This window comes from Catenulispora acidiphila DSM 44928 (genome assembly GCF_000024025.1).
Taxonomy (GTDB): domain Bacteria; phylum Actinomycetota; class Actinomycetes; order Streptomycetales; family Catenulisporaceae; genus Catenulispora; species Catenulispora acidiphila.
On sequence record NC_013131.1, the window covers coordinates 6,664,031 to 6,680,218 of the forward strand.

At 70.2% G+C, this 16,188-nt stretch carries 16 protein-coding genes; 7 read left to right on the top strand and 9 right to left on the bottom strand.

All coding sequences use genetic code 11. The features are described from left to right. Positions 1 to 7 precede the first annotated feature (7 nt). From CACI_RS28560 to CACI_RS28575, 4 genes are all read right to left on the bottom strand, one after another. The gene (locus CACI_RS28560; protein ID WP_015794352.1) at positions 8 to 907 is read right to left on the bottom strand and encodes a LysR family transcriptional regulator; all 900 of its coding nucleotides are present in this window, start codon (positions 905 to 907) and stop codon (positions 8 to 10) included. A gap of 97 nt (positions 908 to 1,004) precedes the next feature. Next, positions 1,005 to 1,757: an SDR family oxidoreductase gene (locus CACI_RS28565; RefSeq protein ID WP_015794353.1), complete on the bottom strand. Its 753-nt coding sequence runs from the start codon at positions 1,755 to 1,757 to the stop codon at positions 1,005 to 1,007. A gap of 181 nt (positions 1,758 to 1,938) precedes the next feature. After that, positions 1,939 to 3,624 (bottom strand): glycoside hydrolase family 130 protein, encoded by a 1,686-nt coding sequence (locus CACI_RS28570; protein ID WP_015794354.1) that lies wholly within the window; start codon positions 3,622 to 3,624, stop codon positions 1,939 to 1,941. Positions 3,625 to 3,866: 242 nt separating this feature from the next. Then, positions 3,867 to 4,313, bottom strand: coding sequence for a winged helix-turn-helix transcriptional regulator (locus CACI_RS28575; RefSeq protein ID WP_015794355.1), 447 nt, complete (start codon positions 4,311 to 4,313; stop codon positions 3,867 to 3,869). A gap of 141 nt (positions 4,314 to 4,454) precedes the next feature. Between CACI_RS28575 and CACI_RS28580 the strand changes: the two genes are divergently transcribed. Further along, complete coding sequence (locus CACI_RS28580; protein WP_041542595.1) at positions 4,455 to 5,327, top strand: aldo/keto reductase family oxidoreductase; 873 nt, start codon at positions 4,455 to 4,457, stop codon at positions 5,325 to 5,327. A gap of 98 nt (positions 5,328 to 5,425) precedes the next feature. On the opposite strand, the gene CACI_RS50325 is transcribed toward CACI_RS28580, so the two are convergent. Further along, a complete protein-coding gene (locus CACI_RS50325) occupies positions 5,426 to 6,031 on the bottom strand; it encodes a TetR-like C-terminal domain-containing protein (RefSeq protein WP_015794357.1) in 606 nt (201 codons plus the stop codon). Positions 6,032 to 6,158: 127 nt separating this feature from the next. On the opposite strand from CACI_RS50325, the gene CACI_RS28590 reads away from it, so the two are divergent. From CACI_RS28590 to CACI_RS28600, 3 genes are all read left to right on the top strand, one after another. After that, positions 6,159 to 7,400 (top strand): MFS transporter, encoded by a 1,242-nt coding sequence (locus CACI_RS28590; protein WP_015794358.1) that lies wholly within the window; start codon positions 6,159 to 6,161, stop codon positions 7,398 to 7,400. Between the two features lie 246 nt (positions 7,401 to 7,646). Further along, complete coding sequence (locus CACI_RS28595; protein WP_015794359.1) at positions 7,647 to 8,426, top strand: HAD family acid phosphatase; 780 nt, start codon at positions 7,647 to 7,649, stop codon at positions 8,424 to 8,426. A gap of 149 nt (positions 8,427 to 8,575) precedes the next feature. Then, entirely contained in the window at positions 8,576 to 9,214 is a 639-nt protein-coding gene (locus CACI_RS28600; RefSeq protein ID WP_015794360.1) for a TetR/AcrR family transcriptional regulator, read from the top strand. An 83-nt stretch (positions 9,215 to 9,297) separates the two neighbouring features. Here CACI_RS28600 and CACI_RS28605 read toward each other — a convergent pair whose 3' ends face one another. From CACI_RS28605 to CACI_RS28620, 4 genes are all read right to left on the bottom strand, one after another. Further along, entirely contained in the window at positions 9,298 to 10,098 is an 801-nt protein-coding gene (locus CACI_RS28605) for an SDR family NAD(P)-dependent oxidoreductase (protein WP_015794361.1), read from the bottom strand. A 74-nt stretch (positions 10,099 to 10,172) separates the two neighbouring features. Continuing rightward, a complete protein-coding gene (locus tag CACI_RS28610; protein WP_015794362.1) occupies positions 10,173 to 11,024 on the bottom strand; it encodes a hypothetical protein in 852 nt (283 codons plus the stop codon). Continuing rightward, positions 11,021 to 11,587 (bottom strand): SigE family RNA polymerase sigma factor, encoded by a 567-nt coding sequence (locus CACI_RS28615; RefSeq protein WP_015794363.1) that lies wholly within the window; start codon positions 11,585 to 11,587, stop codon positions 11,021 to 11,023. The genes CACI_RS28610 and CACI_RS28615 overlap by 4 nt, the downstream gene beginning before the upstream one ends. A 161-nt stretch (positions 11,588 to 11,748) precedes the next feature. Beyond that, complete coding sequence (locus CACI_RS28620) at positions 11,749 to 13,095, bottom strand: TIM44-like domain-containing protein (RefSeq protein WP_015794364.1); 1,347 nt, start codon at positions 13,093 to 13,095, stop codon at positions 11,749 to 11,751. A 129-nt stretch (positions 13,096 to 13,224) separates the two neighbouring features. Between CACI_RS28620 and CACI_RS28625 the strand changes: the two genes are divergently transcribed. The 3 genes from CACI_RS28625 to CACI_RS28635 all read left to right on the top strand — a co-directional run bounded on the left by CACI_RS28625 (position 13,225) and on the right by CACI_RS28635 (position 16,110). After that, positions 13,225 to 13,557: a putative quinol monooxygenase gene (locus CACI_RS28625; RefSeq protein ID WP_015794365.1), complete on the top strand. Its 333-nt coding sequence runs from the start codon at positions 13,225 to 13,227 to the stop codon at positions 13,555 to 13,557. Between the two features lie 88 nt (positions 13,558 to 13,645). Beyond that, entirely contained in the window at positions 13,646 to 15,052 is a 1,407-nt protein-coding gene (locus CACI_RS28630; RefSeq protein WP_015794366.1) for a hemolysin family protein, read from the top strand. After that, entirely contained in the window at positions 15,049 to 16,110 is a 1,062-nt protein-coding gene (locus CACI_RS28635) for a hemolysin family protein (RefSeq protein WP_015794367.1), read from the top strand. Before CACI_RS28630 ends, CACI_RS28635 begins: the two co-directional genes overlap by 4 nt. The last annotated feature ends 78 nt before the right edge of the window (positions 16,111 to 16,188 follow it).

Sequence of the window (16,188 nt, forward strand, 5' to 3'; positions counted from 1 at the left end):
GAATCCTTCAGCTCCGCACGATCCCCCGCGCCGCCGCGACGAGCCGCTCGACCAACTCGCGCGGCGCCGCGGCGGTCCAGGCCACAGCGAGGTCGGCCGGCTCCAGGTCGGTGACCGGGACGAGCGCGACGCCCGGGCACACCGCCCACTCGGCCATGGCGATCGGTGCGAACCACACGCCGTGGCCGCGCCGGATCTGCGTCAGGCAGTCTTCGAGCGTTGCGACCACCGGGCCGCGGACCGCCGGGCGGCCGTCGGGGCGCGGGTCGGCGATGCGGTGGGCCTGCACGGCCGGGGAGCCGAAGGCGTCGACGATCACCACCGGATCGTCGGCCAGGTCCGCGAGGGTCACCTGCGCCGAGCCGGCCAGGCGGTGGCCCTCGGCGAGCAGGACGGCGCGCGGGTCGCTGCGGAACGTCGCGGTGCGCAGGTCCGGGTCGCCGGTGGGGAGCCACAGGAGTGCGGCGTCGGAGGTGCCGGCGTGCAGTTCGGCCATCGCCTCGACCGGTCGCAGGACCGTGTGGATCTCGACGTCGAAGCCGGGATGGTCTGCCTCGATCGCGTTCGCCAGCTCGATGGCGAGCTGCGTCGTGGGGTGGGAGGCCGTCGCCACGCGCAGGCGTCCGACGCGGCCGGCCGCCGCCGCGCGGACGCCGGCGTAGAGCGATTCGGCGTCGTCCATCAGGGTCCTGCCGCTGCACGCCAGGTGCTCGCCGGCCGCCGTCAGCGTCACCCCGCGCGAGGTGCGCACCAGCAGCGTGACGCCGAGCGCGCGCTCCAGGTTCTGGATCTGCTGCGACAGCGTCTGCTGGGTGACGTGCAGCCGCACCGCCGCCCGGGTGATGCCCGACTCCTGCGCGACGACCAGGAACGACCGCAGGTGGCGCAGGCTGATGTCGTCGATCACGGGCCGACGATAGCCGCCGGCCCGTGATCTACGGCGGGTCGGTCAGAACATCGGCTCGCTCAGAACATCGCCCCGCTCAGAAAACCGGCTCGCCCGCTCAGAACATCGCCCCGTTCGCCCGCACCGTCTGCCCCGACACCCACCCCGCCTCAGCGCCGACCAGCCAACCGACCACCGGCGCCACATCCGAGGGCAGCCCCAGCCGCCCGCGCGGACTGTGATTCGCCGCCGCCGCCATCGACTCCGGCGTCTCAGCATGCTGGTAGAAGTCGTCGTCGATCGGCCCGGGCGCCACCGCGTTCACCGTGATACCGCGCGCGCCCAGCTCCTTGGCAGCGGCCAACACCATCCGCTCCACCGCCGCCTTCGACCCCGAATACAGGCCGTAGGGCCCGGTCATGACGGACGTCAGCGTCGTGGACAACACCACGTAACGCCCGTTGTCCGCGATGTGCCGCGCCGCAGCGCGCAACGTGTTGAACGCCGACCGCGTGTTGAGGTCGATCAGGTGGTCGAAGTCCGCGTCAGTGAACTCCACCAACGGCTTCTTCATCACCGCACCCGGCGTGTGCACGACGATGTCCAGCTTCCCATGCCGCGCCACAACACCCTCGAACAGCGCGTCCACATCACCCGACCGCCGCGCATCCGACCGGATCGCCTCCACGGTGACCCCGTGCTTCTCCAACGAAACCAACGTCTGCTCCGCAGCCGCATCATCGTTGGCATACGTGATGACCGTAGTCGCCCCCCGCGCAGCGATGTTCTCCGCGAACGCCGCCCCCTGGTTCCGGCTGCCACCAATGATCAGGGCCACCTTGCCCTCAAGATCCCGCTTCGGCTCCGTCATCGCCATGTCCCTCCACCGTTATCAGGGCTCGAGCTCCGAGCTCCTTGATCGATGGTGGCAGTGAGCTGATGCGGTGCGGAAACAGAATGTCCTGGTGGCTGTCACAGGGGATTGTTGTGGCGCCGCCGGCTGTGCCCGGCGACGAGTTCACGTCGCCGGGCACAGTTGCGGATGATGTAGCTCAGCCGGTCAGGCTGATGTCATCGACGTAGCCGCGGTAGCCACCGTTACCGCCAGGCTGGTCATATCCCAGATCGATGCGCACCGGCGTCTTGCCCGCGGCCGCCGTCCCGATCTTCGCGGTCACCAGGTTCCATTGGTTCAGAGCCAGGTGTCCGCACTGGCCGGCCGGATGCAGCCGGTTTCCGTTCTGATCGGTCGCGCCGAGGTTCCGTAGCGCCGAGCCGTCGCTGAACACGACGTCCAACGCCACACACGTACTGTTCGCAGAGTTCTGCGGATAGATCCAGTACGACAGCGTCGTATTCGCGTCGACGGCCGGTGGATGCGCCGAGGTGTCGAACAGTTGCATATACGCGTAGTTGTTCGCCGCGCCGGTGGCCGCTCCGGAGTACATCAGCGCCGACGAGCCGCCGTGCGCGGTCTCCTGCCGCATACTGGCTTCCGGTCCGGCCAGCCCGTATCCGGGATAGCCGGTGACATTGCTGATGCCTCCGGCCTGGCCGCCACCGGAGTCGACCGCATCAGCCCAATCGGGGTAGCGGTTCGCGTTCTCGAAACCGGTCGTGCTGAACGGGCTCTGCGCGCTGGGCCGCAGCGGCGCGGTCGCCAGGCCGATGACGGTGTCCGCGGCGCCGTAGTACATGGACCACTGGCCGTTGTGGAACAGGATCGAGTTCATGAAGATCGTGTTCTGGGTGCGGCCGTTGATCTCGTACGGCGTCGAGGGACTGAGCACGGCCTCGGTGAGCTGCCCGATCTGCTGGGTCAGGTTCGTGCCGGAGAACTCGACCTCGCTGACGCCGTAGTACCAGCGTCCGTGCGCCATCAGCGTCCCGGCCACGAACATCACGATGTTGTGGTTCACCGGACCGCCGGCGACGGTCTGGTAGTCGGTCACCGTCACACAGATCTCCCAGGGCGTGTAGTTCGCCGGGAAGTGCATGTCGAACGGCGTGTTGTTGGTCCAGGTCTTCATATCGGTTGAGTAGGCGACGAACCGCCCCTTGGCCGGATCGGCGTCGCCGTAGTACATGACGTACCTGGGCCCGTACTGCGTGTTCATCAGCACCGGCGTGTCATTGCCGTCGGTGACCACCGCGGGGTCGTAGTTGGTGTGCACGATCGGCACGGCCGTCGTCCAGTGCACCAGGTCCGTCGAGGTGGTCTCCATGATCGTCTGCGGCGGGCTCTTCGACCAGTCGTACGCGGCCACGAAGCTGTAGTAGGTGCCGTTGAGCTCGTACAGCCGCGGGTCGGTGACCCCGCCGCTCTCGTAGGGCAGCACATTGTCCTGGATCACGGGGTTCGCCGCGTCCCGGGTGAAGTGCAGCCCGTCGGTGCTGGTCGCGTGCCCGATCTGGTCCGGACCCCCGCCGTCGGCACGGTAGAGCATCTGGTACGCGCCATTGCGGTACACGACCCCGGGGTTCAGCACATGCTGCGATTCCCAGCCGGTACCGGTGGGGCTCAGCACCGGCGCGGGAGTGGGCTGGGCCTGCCGCGTGAACGGACCGATGGCCCAATCCGGCAGGTTGGAAGAGGTGTAGTCGGACGCGTGCGAGGCCGTCGCGGGACCTATCAGCGAAGCCGCCAACAGGCCCATCAGGGCCAGAAGACGCGCCGGCGAACGGCGCCCGGGTCTGTCCGGGCGCAGCCGGCGCAGGATTCGGCGCAGGAGCTTCATCAGTTCTCCTCGACTCGGAACGGTGAAGGTGAGACGTGCCGAGACCCGCCTGCCCGCTCCGCGGCGAGAGCATGTGAACGTTATCAGGCCTCGACGTTGAAAGTTCCACCCCGATCCGTCGATGTCAAGCGAAAGGCCCGATGTTTTCTGGGTTTTCGCCCCTCATGACGATCGACTTCTGGCAGAAGACCATCATTCATCAGAGGTTTTACGGCTCCCTGGGCTCCCTGGGCTCCCTCGGCTCATGCGGCAGCCCGGTTGTCGTAGCCCTCGCGGTTGGCGAACACATCGTCCATGTGCGTCTCGGCCCAGCTCTTGACGCCGCGCATCGTCTCGTAGAGCGACAGGCCGAGACCGGTCAGCTCGTAGGAGACCGTGACCGGCACGGTCGGGGTCACGGTGCGGGTCACCAGGCCATCGCGCTCCAGGGAACGCAGCGTTTGGGTCAGCATCTTCTGGCTGACGCCGGCCAGCAGCCGCGCCAGTTCCGAGTAGCGCATCGCCCGGGGTTCGCCGGCGCAGTCGGCGCCGAGCTGTTGCGGGCTGCCGTTACCGAGCGCGGCCAGGACCAGCGTGACCCACTTGTTGGAGATCCGGTCGAGCAACTGCCGGCTCGGGCAGGCCGCCAGGAACGCGTCATAGCGCGCCTTGGCCTGCTCCCTGTGCTCAGCCGCCGTCATCGTCGCCATGGCAACCACCTCCTCACAACCCTCCGGGTGCCCTACGCACTCCGAAGTGCCTACTTCCCGATAGAGAGCTACGTGTCAATGATGGTGCGGGAAGCCACCAGGCACCAGCCCTGGTACGACACGAAAGGCACAGCCAGCACCATGAGCACGCTCCCCGCTTCGCTTCCCGGCGGCACCTGGACCCTGGGCGACATGACCGTCACCCGCTTCGGCTTCGGCGCCATGCAGCTCGCCGGCCCGGGGGTCATGGGCCCGCCCGCCGACCACGACGGCGCCCTGGCCGTCCTGCGCGAAGCCGTCGAACTCGGCATCACCCACATCGACACCGCCGACGCCTACGGCCCGCACACCACCAACCAGCTGATCCGCGAAGCCCTGCACCCCTACCCCGACCCGCTGCACATCGTCACCAAGGTCGGCGCCACCCGCGACGAGCAGGGCGGCTGGCCGCCCGCCCGCCGACCCGACCAGCTGCGCCGCGCCGTCCGGGAGAACCTGGAGAACCTCGGCACCGACACCCTCGACCTCGTCAACCTCCGGCTCGGCGACGCCCAAGGCCCGGTCCCCGGCTCGCTCGCCGAAGCGTTCGAGACCCTCCTGGAGCTCCAGCGGCAAGGCGTGATCCGGCACCTCGGGGTGAGCAACGCGACCCCCGAGCAGGTCGCCGAGGCCCGGACGCTCGCACCGATCGTGTCCGTGCAGAACATGTACAACCTCGCCCACCGCCACGACGACGAGCTGATCGACGAGCTCGCCGAAGCGGGCATCGCCTACGTGCCCTTCTTCCCCCTCGGCGGCTTCACCCCGCTTCAGTCCTCGGCGCTCACAGCCGTGGCCGCCCGGCTGGAGGCGACCCCGATGGCAGTCGCCCTGGCCTGGCTGCTGCGGCGCTCGCCGAACATCCTGCTGATCCCCGGCACCTCCTCGGTCGCGCACCTGCGCCAGAACATCACCGGCGCCGCGCTCACGCTCTCCGACGACGACCTCACCGAGCTGGACAAGATCGACCGCTAGCATCCGCATGGTGCAAGCGACCTGGGACCCGCGATCCCAGCCGTTTCGCGATCACGGCGGCACATCACGGATCCAGCCCGAATTCTCGAGGCCCGCGCCTAGCGCCGCAGTCCGATGACCGCGTGCTCGACCGTCGCGGTGGCGAAGTCCTCGTCCATCGGCTCGTGGCCGAGCAGCAGCCGGTAGTAGACCGGCGCGAACAGCAGGTCCAGGGTGATCTCGACGTCGATGTCGGGGCGGAATTCGCCCTCGGCCACACCGCGGCGGATCAGGTCGGCGGCGACGGCGCGGCGCGGGCGCAGCCACTGCTCGCGGATGGCTGTGGCGATCTCGTCCTGGGACTGCGCGTCGGCGATCAGCGAGCGCATCAGCGGTCCGGCGGGGGTGCCGTCGAACAGCCGGGCGGCGCTGACGACCAGGGCGGTGAGCTGCTCGGTCGCCGAGGCGTCGTCCGGCAGGGACCAGGAGGAGGCGGCGTTGCGCATGAAGCCCTCCAGCGCGACGGCGCCGCGCGAGGGCCAGTACTTGTAGAGCGTCCGCTTGCTCACCGCCGCGCGCGCGGCGATGGCCTCCATGGTCGCGGCGGCCAGTCCGCCCTCGAGCATCAGCTCGCCGGCGGCGGTGAGCACGGCGTCGCGCAGCTGCTCGCGGCTGCGCCGGCCCGGCTCGTCCCGGTCGCGCGGTGCTCGGACGGTCTGCTCCATCGCGTGTCGTCCCCTTTGCGTTGTGTACTCGAAGCGTATACACACAGCGGCGGCGGGATCCGGGAATAGGTTCGCCACGGCGGCGGTTCGAGGTAAACGCATCGTTTACTTATGGACAGGAGCAGCCGTGACGCCCACCCCGCTGGACCTCGCCCCCGCCTCCACGCCCGCCGCCACTCCCGCGGCCGGGACCGCGGCCACCGGGCAGCGCAGCCTGCGGCTGGTGATGCTGGTGCTGGCCTTCGCCTGCGGAGCCAGCGTCGCCAACCTCTACTACGCGCAGCCGCTGCTGGAGCCGATCGGCCGCGGCTTCGGCGTCGGCACCGGCACCGCGGCGCTGATCGTCACGCTCACCCAGATCGGCTACGCGATCGGCCTGGCCCTGCTGCTCCCGCTGGGCGACCTGCGCGAGAACCGCTCGCTCGCCTCCGGCACGCTCGTGGTCACCGCGCTCGCGCTGGGCGTCGCGGCGCTCGCCCCGGACTTCGCGGTCTTCCTGATCGCGATCGCCTTCGTCGGCCTGGCCTCGGTGGTCGCCCAGGTGCTGGTGCCGCTGGCCGCGCACCTGGCTCCCGAGGAGACCCGCGGCAAGTACGTCGGACAGGTCACCGGCGGTCTGCTGCTCGGCATCATGCTCGCCCGCTCGGCCTCCAGCCTGGCCGCCGCCGCCTGGGGCTGGCGCAGCATCTACGCCATCTCCGCCGGCGTGATGCTGCTGACGGCGCTGGCCGTCGTGCGCCTGGTGCCGCGCCGCCGCCCGGACCACACGGCGAGCTACGCCAGCCTGGTCGCATCCTCGGTGACCCTCGCCCGCACCGAGCCGATCCTGCGCCGCCGCGCGCTGAGCCAGGCCCTGATGTTCGGCGCGTTCACCGCCTACTGGACCGCCATCGCCGACGAACTCACCCGCCACCACGGGATGAACCAGACCGGCGTCGCGATCTTCGCCCTCGTCGGCGCCGCCGGCGCGGCGTCGGCGCCGATCGCCGGCCGCCTCGGCGACCGCGGCCACGCCGTCGCCGGCCGGGCCGCCGCGACGACGCTCGCCGTGGCAGCGCTCCTGCTCGCGGCGTTCGGCGCGAGCAGCGTCGCAGTGCTCGTCATCTCCGCGGTCCTGCTCGACTTCGCCGTCCAGGGCCACCATGTGCTGAGCCTGCGCGACATCTACACCCTGCGCCCCGAAGCCCGAGCCCGTATGAACTCGGTCTACATGACCGGCGTCTTCGCCGGCGGAGCCGTCGCCTCCGCGGTGACCGGCGCGATGCTGACGCATTTCGGGTGGTCCGGCGTCGCCTTGTTCGCCGCGGCGCTGACCGCGCTCGCCGCGCTGCTGTGGCTGGCCGAGAACCGGCACGGCGACAGGGTGTGATCGGCGGCCGAGCGTGATTGGCACCCTGGCGTGATCGGCGCCCCCTCGTTACCCCACCGGCAGAACACGGACAAGGCCACAACTCGCTGAAAGTGTTCACCCGCCACGCGGAAAGGGTCTGAACCGTCGGCGATCTCCTTGCCCGGTGACCCGCCCGGCCCTAGGTTCGGGGGACACCACGACGCGCCGACGGCGGCGTCCGGCGGACCGCGCCGGGACCCGCGCGGCGGAAGGAGCACTCGCCCCATGCCCATCAGCACTGTGAAGCGCTCGTCTCGCACGCTCGTGATCCTCGCGGCGGTCTCGGCCGGAGCCCTGGTGGCCGGCGGGACGATGGCTCTGGCGGACTCCGCGCCGCGGACCGACAAGCAGATCACGAACATGACCACCGAAGTGGCGAACATAGAGGCGTACTACGGCGACACCAAGGACGCCGCCGGCGAGCACTGGCCCTCGGCGCAGAGCAACTACGCGATCCAGGTCGCGGGCATCGAGTCCAAGGCCGAGGGCTACCTGGCCGACAAGTCCAAGCACGACAAAGGCGCGAAGAAGGCCATCGTCCTGGACGTCGACGACACCTCCCTGTCGACGTACAACTACGAGCTGGAGACGACCTTCGTCTACAGCCCGGCCAGCAACGCCACCTACATCGCGACCAAGACGATGCCCGCCGTCTTCGGCATGAACACCCTCGCCGCCAAGGCCGTCGCCGAGGGCTACACGGTGTTCTACATCACCGGCCGCCCCGAATCGCAGCGCACGTACACCGAGGCCAACCTGACCGCCGTCGGCTTCCCCGCGGCGACATCAGCGAACCTGTTCATGAAGAACGCCGCCAACCCGCCCTCCTACCTCCCCTGCGGCGCCACCTGCACAACGGACCAGTACAAGAGCGGCACCCGCGCCTACCTGGAAAGCCAGGGCTACCGCATCGTGGCAAACTTCGGCGACCAGTACAGCGACCTGTCCGGCGGACACGCCGACCACACGTACAAGATCCCGAACCCGATGTACTTCATCCCGTAGGCACGGCAGGTTTTCTGAAGCCGACCGGGCTTACCCCGCGCCAGCCGCGCCGCCCGACCCAGCCGCATCCCGGCTCGGTCGGGCGGCGCGATTCTATGTGGCCCACTCGACGTCTACGACCGTAGACGTCAAGCCGTATCCTCGTCTCCATGACTGCTCATCAGCGCGATGCCGTGGCCACGCGCGAAGCCATCCTCGCCGCCGCCGTGGTGGAGTTCACCGCGCACGGGTACGCCGGTGCCGGGGTTCGGCAGATCGCTGAGCGCGCGGGCGTGACGGCGATGATGATCAATCGGTACTTCGGGTCGAAGCAGGGGTTGTTCGCCGAGGCGGTCGACCGCTCCTTCGGGCCGGCGACGGTTGTCGGCTCCGAGCGCAGAGGGCTGATGCGGGACATGGCTCGTGCGCTCGCCGAGCGCACCGCGCCTGGCGCCGAGGGGTTGGATCCGTTTTTGCTGATGCTCCGGTGCGCCTCGGATCCGGAGGCGGTGGAGATCGTGCGGCGAGGTGTCGAGGCGCACGCCGGGGCGCGACTGGCCGGGCTGATCGGCGGGGACGAGGCGGATGTGCGCGCTCAGCTCGGGCTCGCGCTCGTCGCGGGGACGTGGCTGATGCGGGTGGTGGTCGGGACCGGTGCGCTGGCCGCGGCCGATGACGCCCGGCTCGCCGAGCTGCTGGGCGCGATGCTCGCACCGCTGACGCAGGAGGCTGACACCCGGCGCGCTGGCGACGCGGACGCTGACGCGACCGATGCCGATGCCGATGCCGATGCCGATGCCGTGACCTAAGCCAGCCCAGGCGCCTAAACGGACCGAGGTGGGCCGATCGCCTATCGAGGCCGCGAGTCGGCCCCGCGACCCAGCAGCCGCGTTCAGAACGCCGAGCGGATCAGCCCGCCGTCGACGCGGATCGTCGCGCCACTGACATAGGCGGCATGCGGGCCGCACAGATACGCCACCGCCGCCGCGATCTCGTCCGGCTCGCCGAACCGCTCCCGGTCGTTCGGAATGAGCGCCCGGACCGCGTTCGGCTGGATCTCCTCCCACGTCTCGCCCCAGCCGCGCGCCGGGCCGATCTGCGTCACGAGCTCCTTGGTCGCCTCGACCAGGATGGCGCCGGGCGAGACCACGTTCGAGGTCACACCGGTGCCCTTGAGCTCGCGAGCCAGCGACACCGCGAGGTTGTGGCGCGCCGCGAGCGTGGCGTTGTACTGCGGGTGGGTGTTCATCGGCTGGGAGGCCAGCCCGCCGCCGATGGTGACGACCCGCCCCCACCCGCGCTCCCGCATCGCCGGAACCAGGTGCTGAATCATCCGCACCCCCGAGACGACGTTGACGTTGTACGTCTCGCTCCACTCGGCCGGCGACGCCTCGGCCCACGACAGATGCCGATAGAACCCGGCGTTGTTCACCAGGATGTCGACAGGCCCGTCGGCACTCGCCTGCCGAGCGACCTCGGCAGCTCCCTCGTCGGTGGCCAGGTCGCCGAGCGCGACGGTCGCCACCCCGCCGCCCTCGCGGATGGCAGCCGCGACCGCCTCCGCGCGCCCCCCGTTCCGCCCATGGATGACGACGGCCGCCCCCTCAGCCGCCAACATCCTGGCCGTGGCCTCCCCGAGCCCAGAGCTCGAGCCGGTGATCAGTGCGCGCTTTCCCTGCAGGTGAAGGTTCATACCCGCAAGTATACACCTGTAGACTTGGGGCATCCGGAACAGAGCGCAGTGATCGCGGACACACAGTAGTGCTCTCACGGCTTCAGCCGTGCCGCGGCCTTCTGCTCGATCGCGATGCGCCCGGCGGCGGAGGAGGTGGACGGGGCGGAGTCGCCGGTGGAGACGTAGGCAATCTTGTCGCCGCTGCGGATGAAGATGAGCCACGAGGTCGTCTGCGCCGGGTCCTTGTTCGGGCCCCATCCGAAGACGACCATGTCCTCGCCGGCCGGGATCGCGTCCGGGACGATCACGCCGGGAGCCTCGCAGCCGTGGCTCATCGTCTCGCGCAGTACCTGCATGGTGTCGGCTGCCTTGCCGTGGGCGAACTCGTAGACGCCTTCGACCAGCAGCTGGCCGTAGCGGGGATCGGCGTCGTTGTAGGAGCGGAACACCGCCTTCTTCAGTGGTTGCGGCGGCTCGGGCTGCCCCACGTGGGTTCCGCACACCAGGAACGTCGCCAGCGTCGGGCTGATATTGCCCTCCGGGATGGCGTACGGCCCGACCCAATCGTTGCCCAGGTCAGTCCGGTGCAGGTAGCCGGGAAGGTCGGGTTCGTAGTCCGTCGGCCAGGGCTGCCTCGACGGCTGTGCCGGGGACGCCGAGGTCGGGTGCGTCGGCACCACCCCGTTCCCCGCCGTCGCCGGACCCCGCCCCGGCACCCACGCCACGACAGCCCCGGCGACCGCGCACGCGACGAGCACGCCGGACCCGGCCTGCAGAGCCCTGCGACGCCGCGTACGCCGCGCCCCGGCCTCGCGGACCGCGAGCGTGGGGGGCGGGGCGATCCGGACGACGTCCGCCTCGGCGACGAGCCGGGCCCGCAGCGGCGCCCGCTCGGCACCGGTCCCGGCACCGGAGCCGCTGTCTTCGGTATCGAACATGCTCATGCTGCTCCCTCCCCGGAGCCGGACGGGATGACAGGGATCAGATTCGTGTGCCGGCGCAGGCGCGCCAGAGCCTTGGCGGTCTGGCTCTTGACCGTCCCGACCGTGCAGCCCATCGCCGCCGCGGTCTGGGCCTCGGTCAGGTCCTCGTAGAAGCGCAGGACGATCACCGCGCGCTGCCCCGGGGAGAGCCTGGCGAGCGCCGCCATGAAGCGGCTGCGCTCCCCCACCTGGTCGGCGTGGTCGCCGACGAGGTACAGCCCGTCGGGAACGTCGCCGACGGGGTTCTCCTGGACCCGGCGTTTGCGGAACCGGCTGCTGTTGCAGTTGATCAGCACCCGCTGGACGTAGGCGTCGACGTTGTCGGCGCGGCGCACGCGGTGCCAGGAGGAGAACACCTTGACCAGCGCCGCCTGGGCGAGGTCCTCGGCGTCGTGGATGTTGCCGGTGAGCAGGTATGCGGAACGGACGAGCCGGGGCCATCGTTCGGCCATGAACACGTCGAAGTCATCGGCGTTCGAAGCGGACAGTGCGCCGGGGTCGGCGGTGTCGCTGGATTCGGTCATCTGACCCCCCTTCTATCCGGCTCGACCTCGGAGCGGCCTCCGATGGTTGTCGGTCGAACCGGACAGCTTCCGGGCGGGTCAGGCAAGTCAGGCGAGTCAGGCGAGTCGGGGAGAAGCCTGGATCAGCGCTCCGGATCAGTGCTCTGGATCAGTACTCCGGGTCAGCGCGCGATCCGCGACCCCGGCAGCGACGTCTCGGCGGCGACCACCGTCCACCCCCGCGCCGTCGGGCCGTCCAGGCGCAGGTCGAAGGAGAAGACGACCGGGCGCCGCTTGTGCGCGTCGCCGAGCAGCACCTCTTCGGTGCGGCGGTCGACCTCGTAATAGAAGCCCTCGGCCTCGACCACGACGCGGACCACGATCGGCTCCCGCGAGACCAGCGAGCGCACCTCGACCGCCGAGACGGCGGCGTTGCGCATCACGGTGCGGTTGGCGGTGCGCACGGAGGTGAAGTCCAGGCTGCCGTCGTTCATCGCCCACTCTTCGAGGAACTGCTCGACGGCGACCTCCAGGACCGCCTTGTCGAACCGTCCGTCCAGGACGCTCAGGTCCCCGGCGGCGGCGTCGGCGTCGGTGCTCCAGGAGATGCCGGTCAGCGCCAGGATGTCGCCGGCGCCCTTGACCGAGACGTTCTCGGCGACTTCGAGCACGGCGTCGCGCGCGACGGCCTTCTGGTCCCAGACGTCGGTCTCGATGGCGTCGGTGAGGTGGTGCGCGCCCTCGGCCGCCTGCTCGATCGAGGCCACCATCCACTCGCCGGAGGCGTCCTTGCGCAGCGTCCAGTACTCGACGGGACGCGTCGAGCCGTCCTTGCGGACGGCGTGGGAACCGTTGGCACGGACCACGCGGTCGTTCAGCGTCGCGGTGATCCGGAAGGTGATGGTGTCGTTCACCTCGCCGGCGCGGTTGGCGATGTTGACCATCTGGACGCTCGGCCCGGAGACGATGTCGACCGTGTTGATCTCGCCGCGCGACTGGTAGTCCCGCAGCTCCTCGTCCCACTTGACGTAGAGCACCGGGGACAGGATCTGCTTCAGCACGGCGCGGTCGCGGTCGGACCAGGCACGCTGCGCGGTCGTGTACAGCCAGACGGCGCGCGCCTTCAGCGCCTCGGGAGCATAAGTCGGGTCGTTGTCGGCGACCGCCGCGACCCGCGCCTCGATCTGCGTGGCACGCTGCGCCGCCGCCGCGTCCGAGCGGTGCGCCGTCCGGTCCGACCCGGTGTTCAGGCCGCGCTTGGAGCCGACGCCGTTCCCGCTGCGAGCCTTGAACGCGAACCACACGATCAGGACGATCACCGCGACGATCAGCAGCACGCCGACGGATCCCCCGCCGCCGACGAAGCCGACCCCGCCGCCGTGGAAGCCGCCACCGCCACCGCCGTGTCCGCCGCCGCCACCGCCCCCGCCGAACCCGTGGCCGCCGCCCCCGCCGCGCGCCTGTGCCACCGCTGGACTGCTCAGCGCCACGACCGCCGCGAGCACGAGTATCCGCCGCCCGATACGCACTTCGGTCCCCCTTGAGATTGCAGAAGCTCCTCCCACCAAGGTACGGCAAAACCGCCGTGAGCCGAGAGAACACGCAGTTCACCTACCGGCCGCGCACCTGAAGGACTTCGCAGTGGCTACTGTGCCGCCATGGACCCGCATGTGCTCATCGTCGCCGACACATCCTCCAGCCCCGAGAACGCCGACGAGCTCGGCCGCGTCCTGGAGCGTTTCGCGCAGGCGTGCCGCGCCGAACCCGGCTGCCTGTCGTATGAGATCTTCCGGTCGCCGACGCAGCCGGAGCGCTACGTGAGCATCGAGCGCTATGCGGACGTCGAGGCGTTCGCCAGACACCGGGCCTCTGCCCACTTCAAGGAGATCGGGCTCAACGAAGTCATGCCGCTTCTGCTCACCCGCGACATCCGCATGTACGACGCGCCGATCGAGGTCCCGCCGATCGCGACGCCGCCGAGCCGGGCCTAGCCGCGCGTCCCGGCGCCCGGCGGCGTGCCGCCGCACAGCACGTCGTCCACGGTATGGTCCTGACCATGCGTTCCGACAGCGATGCCGCATGCTGACCCTCCTGGGCCTGCTGGCCATCGCGGTGCTCACCGCCGCCACCGGCTATTTCGTGGCGCAGGAGTTCGCCTACATCGCCGCGGACCGGGGACGGTTGCGGCAGCTCGCCGAGGACGGCGACGCCGCCGCCGAGCGCGCCTTCGAGGTCACCGGTCGGCTGTCGTTCATGCTGTCCGGGGCGCAGCTCGGGATCACCGTGACCGCGCTGCTGGTCGGCTACGTCGCCCAGCCGCTGCTCGGCTCCGGCCTGGCCGATCTGCTGGGGTTCACCGGCTGGTCGCACGACGCGCGGCTGTCGCTGTCGGTCGTGGTGGCGCTGGCCGTGGCGACCGTGGTGCAGATGGTGGTCGGCGAGTTGCTGCCGAAGAACCTGGCGATCGCCAAGCCGATCGAGGCGGCCAAGGCACTCGGCGGCTCCACCCTCCTGTATTTGAAGGTGGTCGGTCCGGTCATCCGGCTGTTCGACGGCGCCGCCGTCCGGCTGGTCCGCGCCGTCGGCATCGAGCCGGTCGAGGAGCTGCCGCAGGGCGCCAGCGAGGAGGACCTGCAGCACATCATCTCCGAGTCGCACACGCAGGGCTTGCTGGACACCGAGCTGTCCGAGCTGTTGGACCGCGCGCTGGACTTCCGAGGGCTGACAGCCGGGCAGGCCATGACGCCGCGGGTGAAGGTGCACACCGTGTCGGCCGAAGCGCCGGTCTCCCTGGTGGTGGAGATGCTGATCACCGGCAACGCCCGGTTCCCGGTGACCGGCCATGACATAGACGATCTGATCGGTGTCGCCGGACTGACCGAGGTCCTGGCGGTGCCGGCGGCACTGCGGGCCACGACGCCGGTCCGGGACGCGTGCGCGCCGGCGCTGCTGGTACCGGAGCACCTTCCGCTCCCCGAGTTGCTGGAGCGGCTGCGCTCCGAGCACCGGCAGCTGGCGTGCGTCATCGACGAGTTCGGCGGCTTCGCCGGGGTGGTGACGTTGGAAGACGTCACCGAGGAGCTGGTCGGCGACATCTGGGACGAGGACGACCTGGACGACGAGGTGGTCCGGCGACAGCCAGACGGCGCCTGGAGCGTCCCGGCACGGATGCGGATCGACGAGGCCGCCGACGCCACCGGGATCCCGCTGCCGGAAGGCGAGCACTACACGACGGTCTCCGGCCTGGTGCTGGACCGCCTCGGCCGCACCGCGCGCATCGGCGACGAGGTGGAGCTGGCGGTCCGCGCGCCGTACACGCAGGACGGGCCCGGGATGCTGTCGGTGCTGATCCACATCGCGGCGGTCAGCCGGCAGGTACCGGCGACCGTGCTGATCACGATGGACACCGAAGACCACGCCGAAGACTCCGAACACAGCGCAGACCCCGAACACAGTGCCGCCCCCGACGCCCGGGAGGCTTCGTGAACAGCGCCTGGGCCCTGGTCGTCTCCGCCCTTCTCCTGGCCGCCAACGCCTTCTTCGTCGCCGCCGAATTCGCCCTCGTCACCAGCAAACGACACCGCCTGGAGGCGGCCGCCGCCGAGGGCAGTCGCGCGGCGCGCGTCGCGGTGGCCGGCACGCGCGAGCTGTCCCTGATGCTGGCGGGCACCCAACTGGGCATCACGTTGTGCACGCTGGGTTTGGGCGCCCTGGCCGAGCCCGCGGTCGCGCACCTGCTGGACCCGGTGCTCTCCGCGACCGGGCTGCCCGAGGGCGTGTCGTACGGGATCGCGTTCGCCGCGAGCCTGGCGCTGGTCGTGTTCCTGCACATGGTCGTCGGCGAGATGGCGCCGAAGTCCTGGTCGATCACCCACCCGGAACGGTCCGCGGCCCTGGTCGCGCTGCCGTTCCGGGCTTTCACGCAGCTGGTGCGCTGGCCGCTGGTCGCCCTCAACGGCATGACCAACGGCCTGTTGCGCCTGCTGAAGGTGGAGCCGCAAAGCGAACTGGCCGAAGCGCACAGTCCCGAAGACCTGCGGATGCTGGTCCGACAGTCCGCCGAGCACGGACTGATCCCCGCAGTGCAGCAAAGGCTTCTGGCCCAAGCGCTGCGCCTACAGAACACGCCGCTGTCCGAGGTCATGATCGCCTGGACGGACGCCGTCACCGTTCCCTGCGATTCCACCGCGAGCGCCGTGGAGGACCTGAGCCGCGCCACCGGCCACTCCCGCTTCCCGGTCACCGGCGCCGACGGCAACCCGGTCGGCCTGGTCCACGTCCGCGACGCGGTGCGCGCGACCACCGCCGGTCTCGACCCGGACGTGTCCGACCTGCGCAGCACCGCGCTGACGCTGCGCGCGGACCAGACCGGAGCCGAGGCGGTCAGCGTGATGCGGCGGTATCGCTCGCAACTGGCTCTGGTGAAGAGCGGCGCCGGGGGCGACGAGGGAGCTCAGGACACTGATGCGGTGGTCGGTGTCGTGGCACTGGAGGATCTGTTGGAAGAGCTCATCGGCGAATTCCAGGACGAGACAGATATCTGAAGCCCCGCCGCACTTCTCGAGCTCACCACCGGCGTTTCCCCATTGACGTTCAGGATGTTTATGCCACGCCGACGCGCC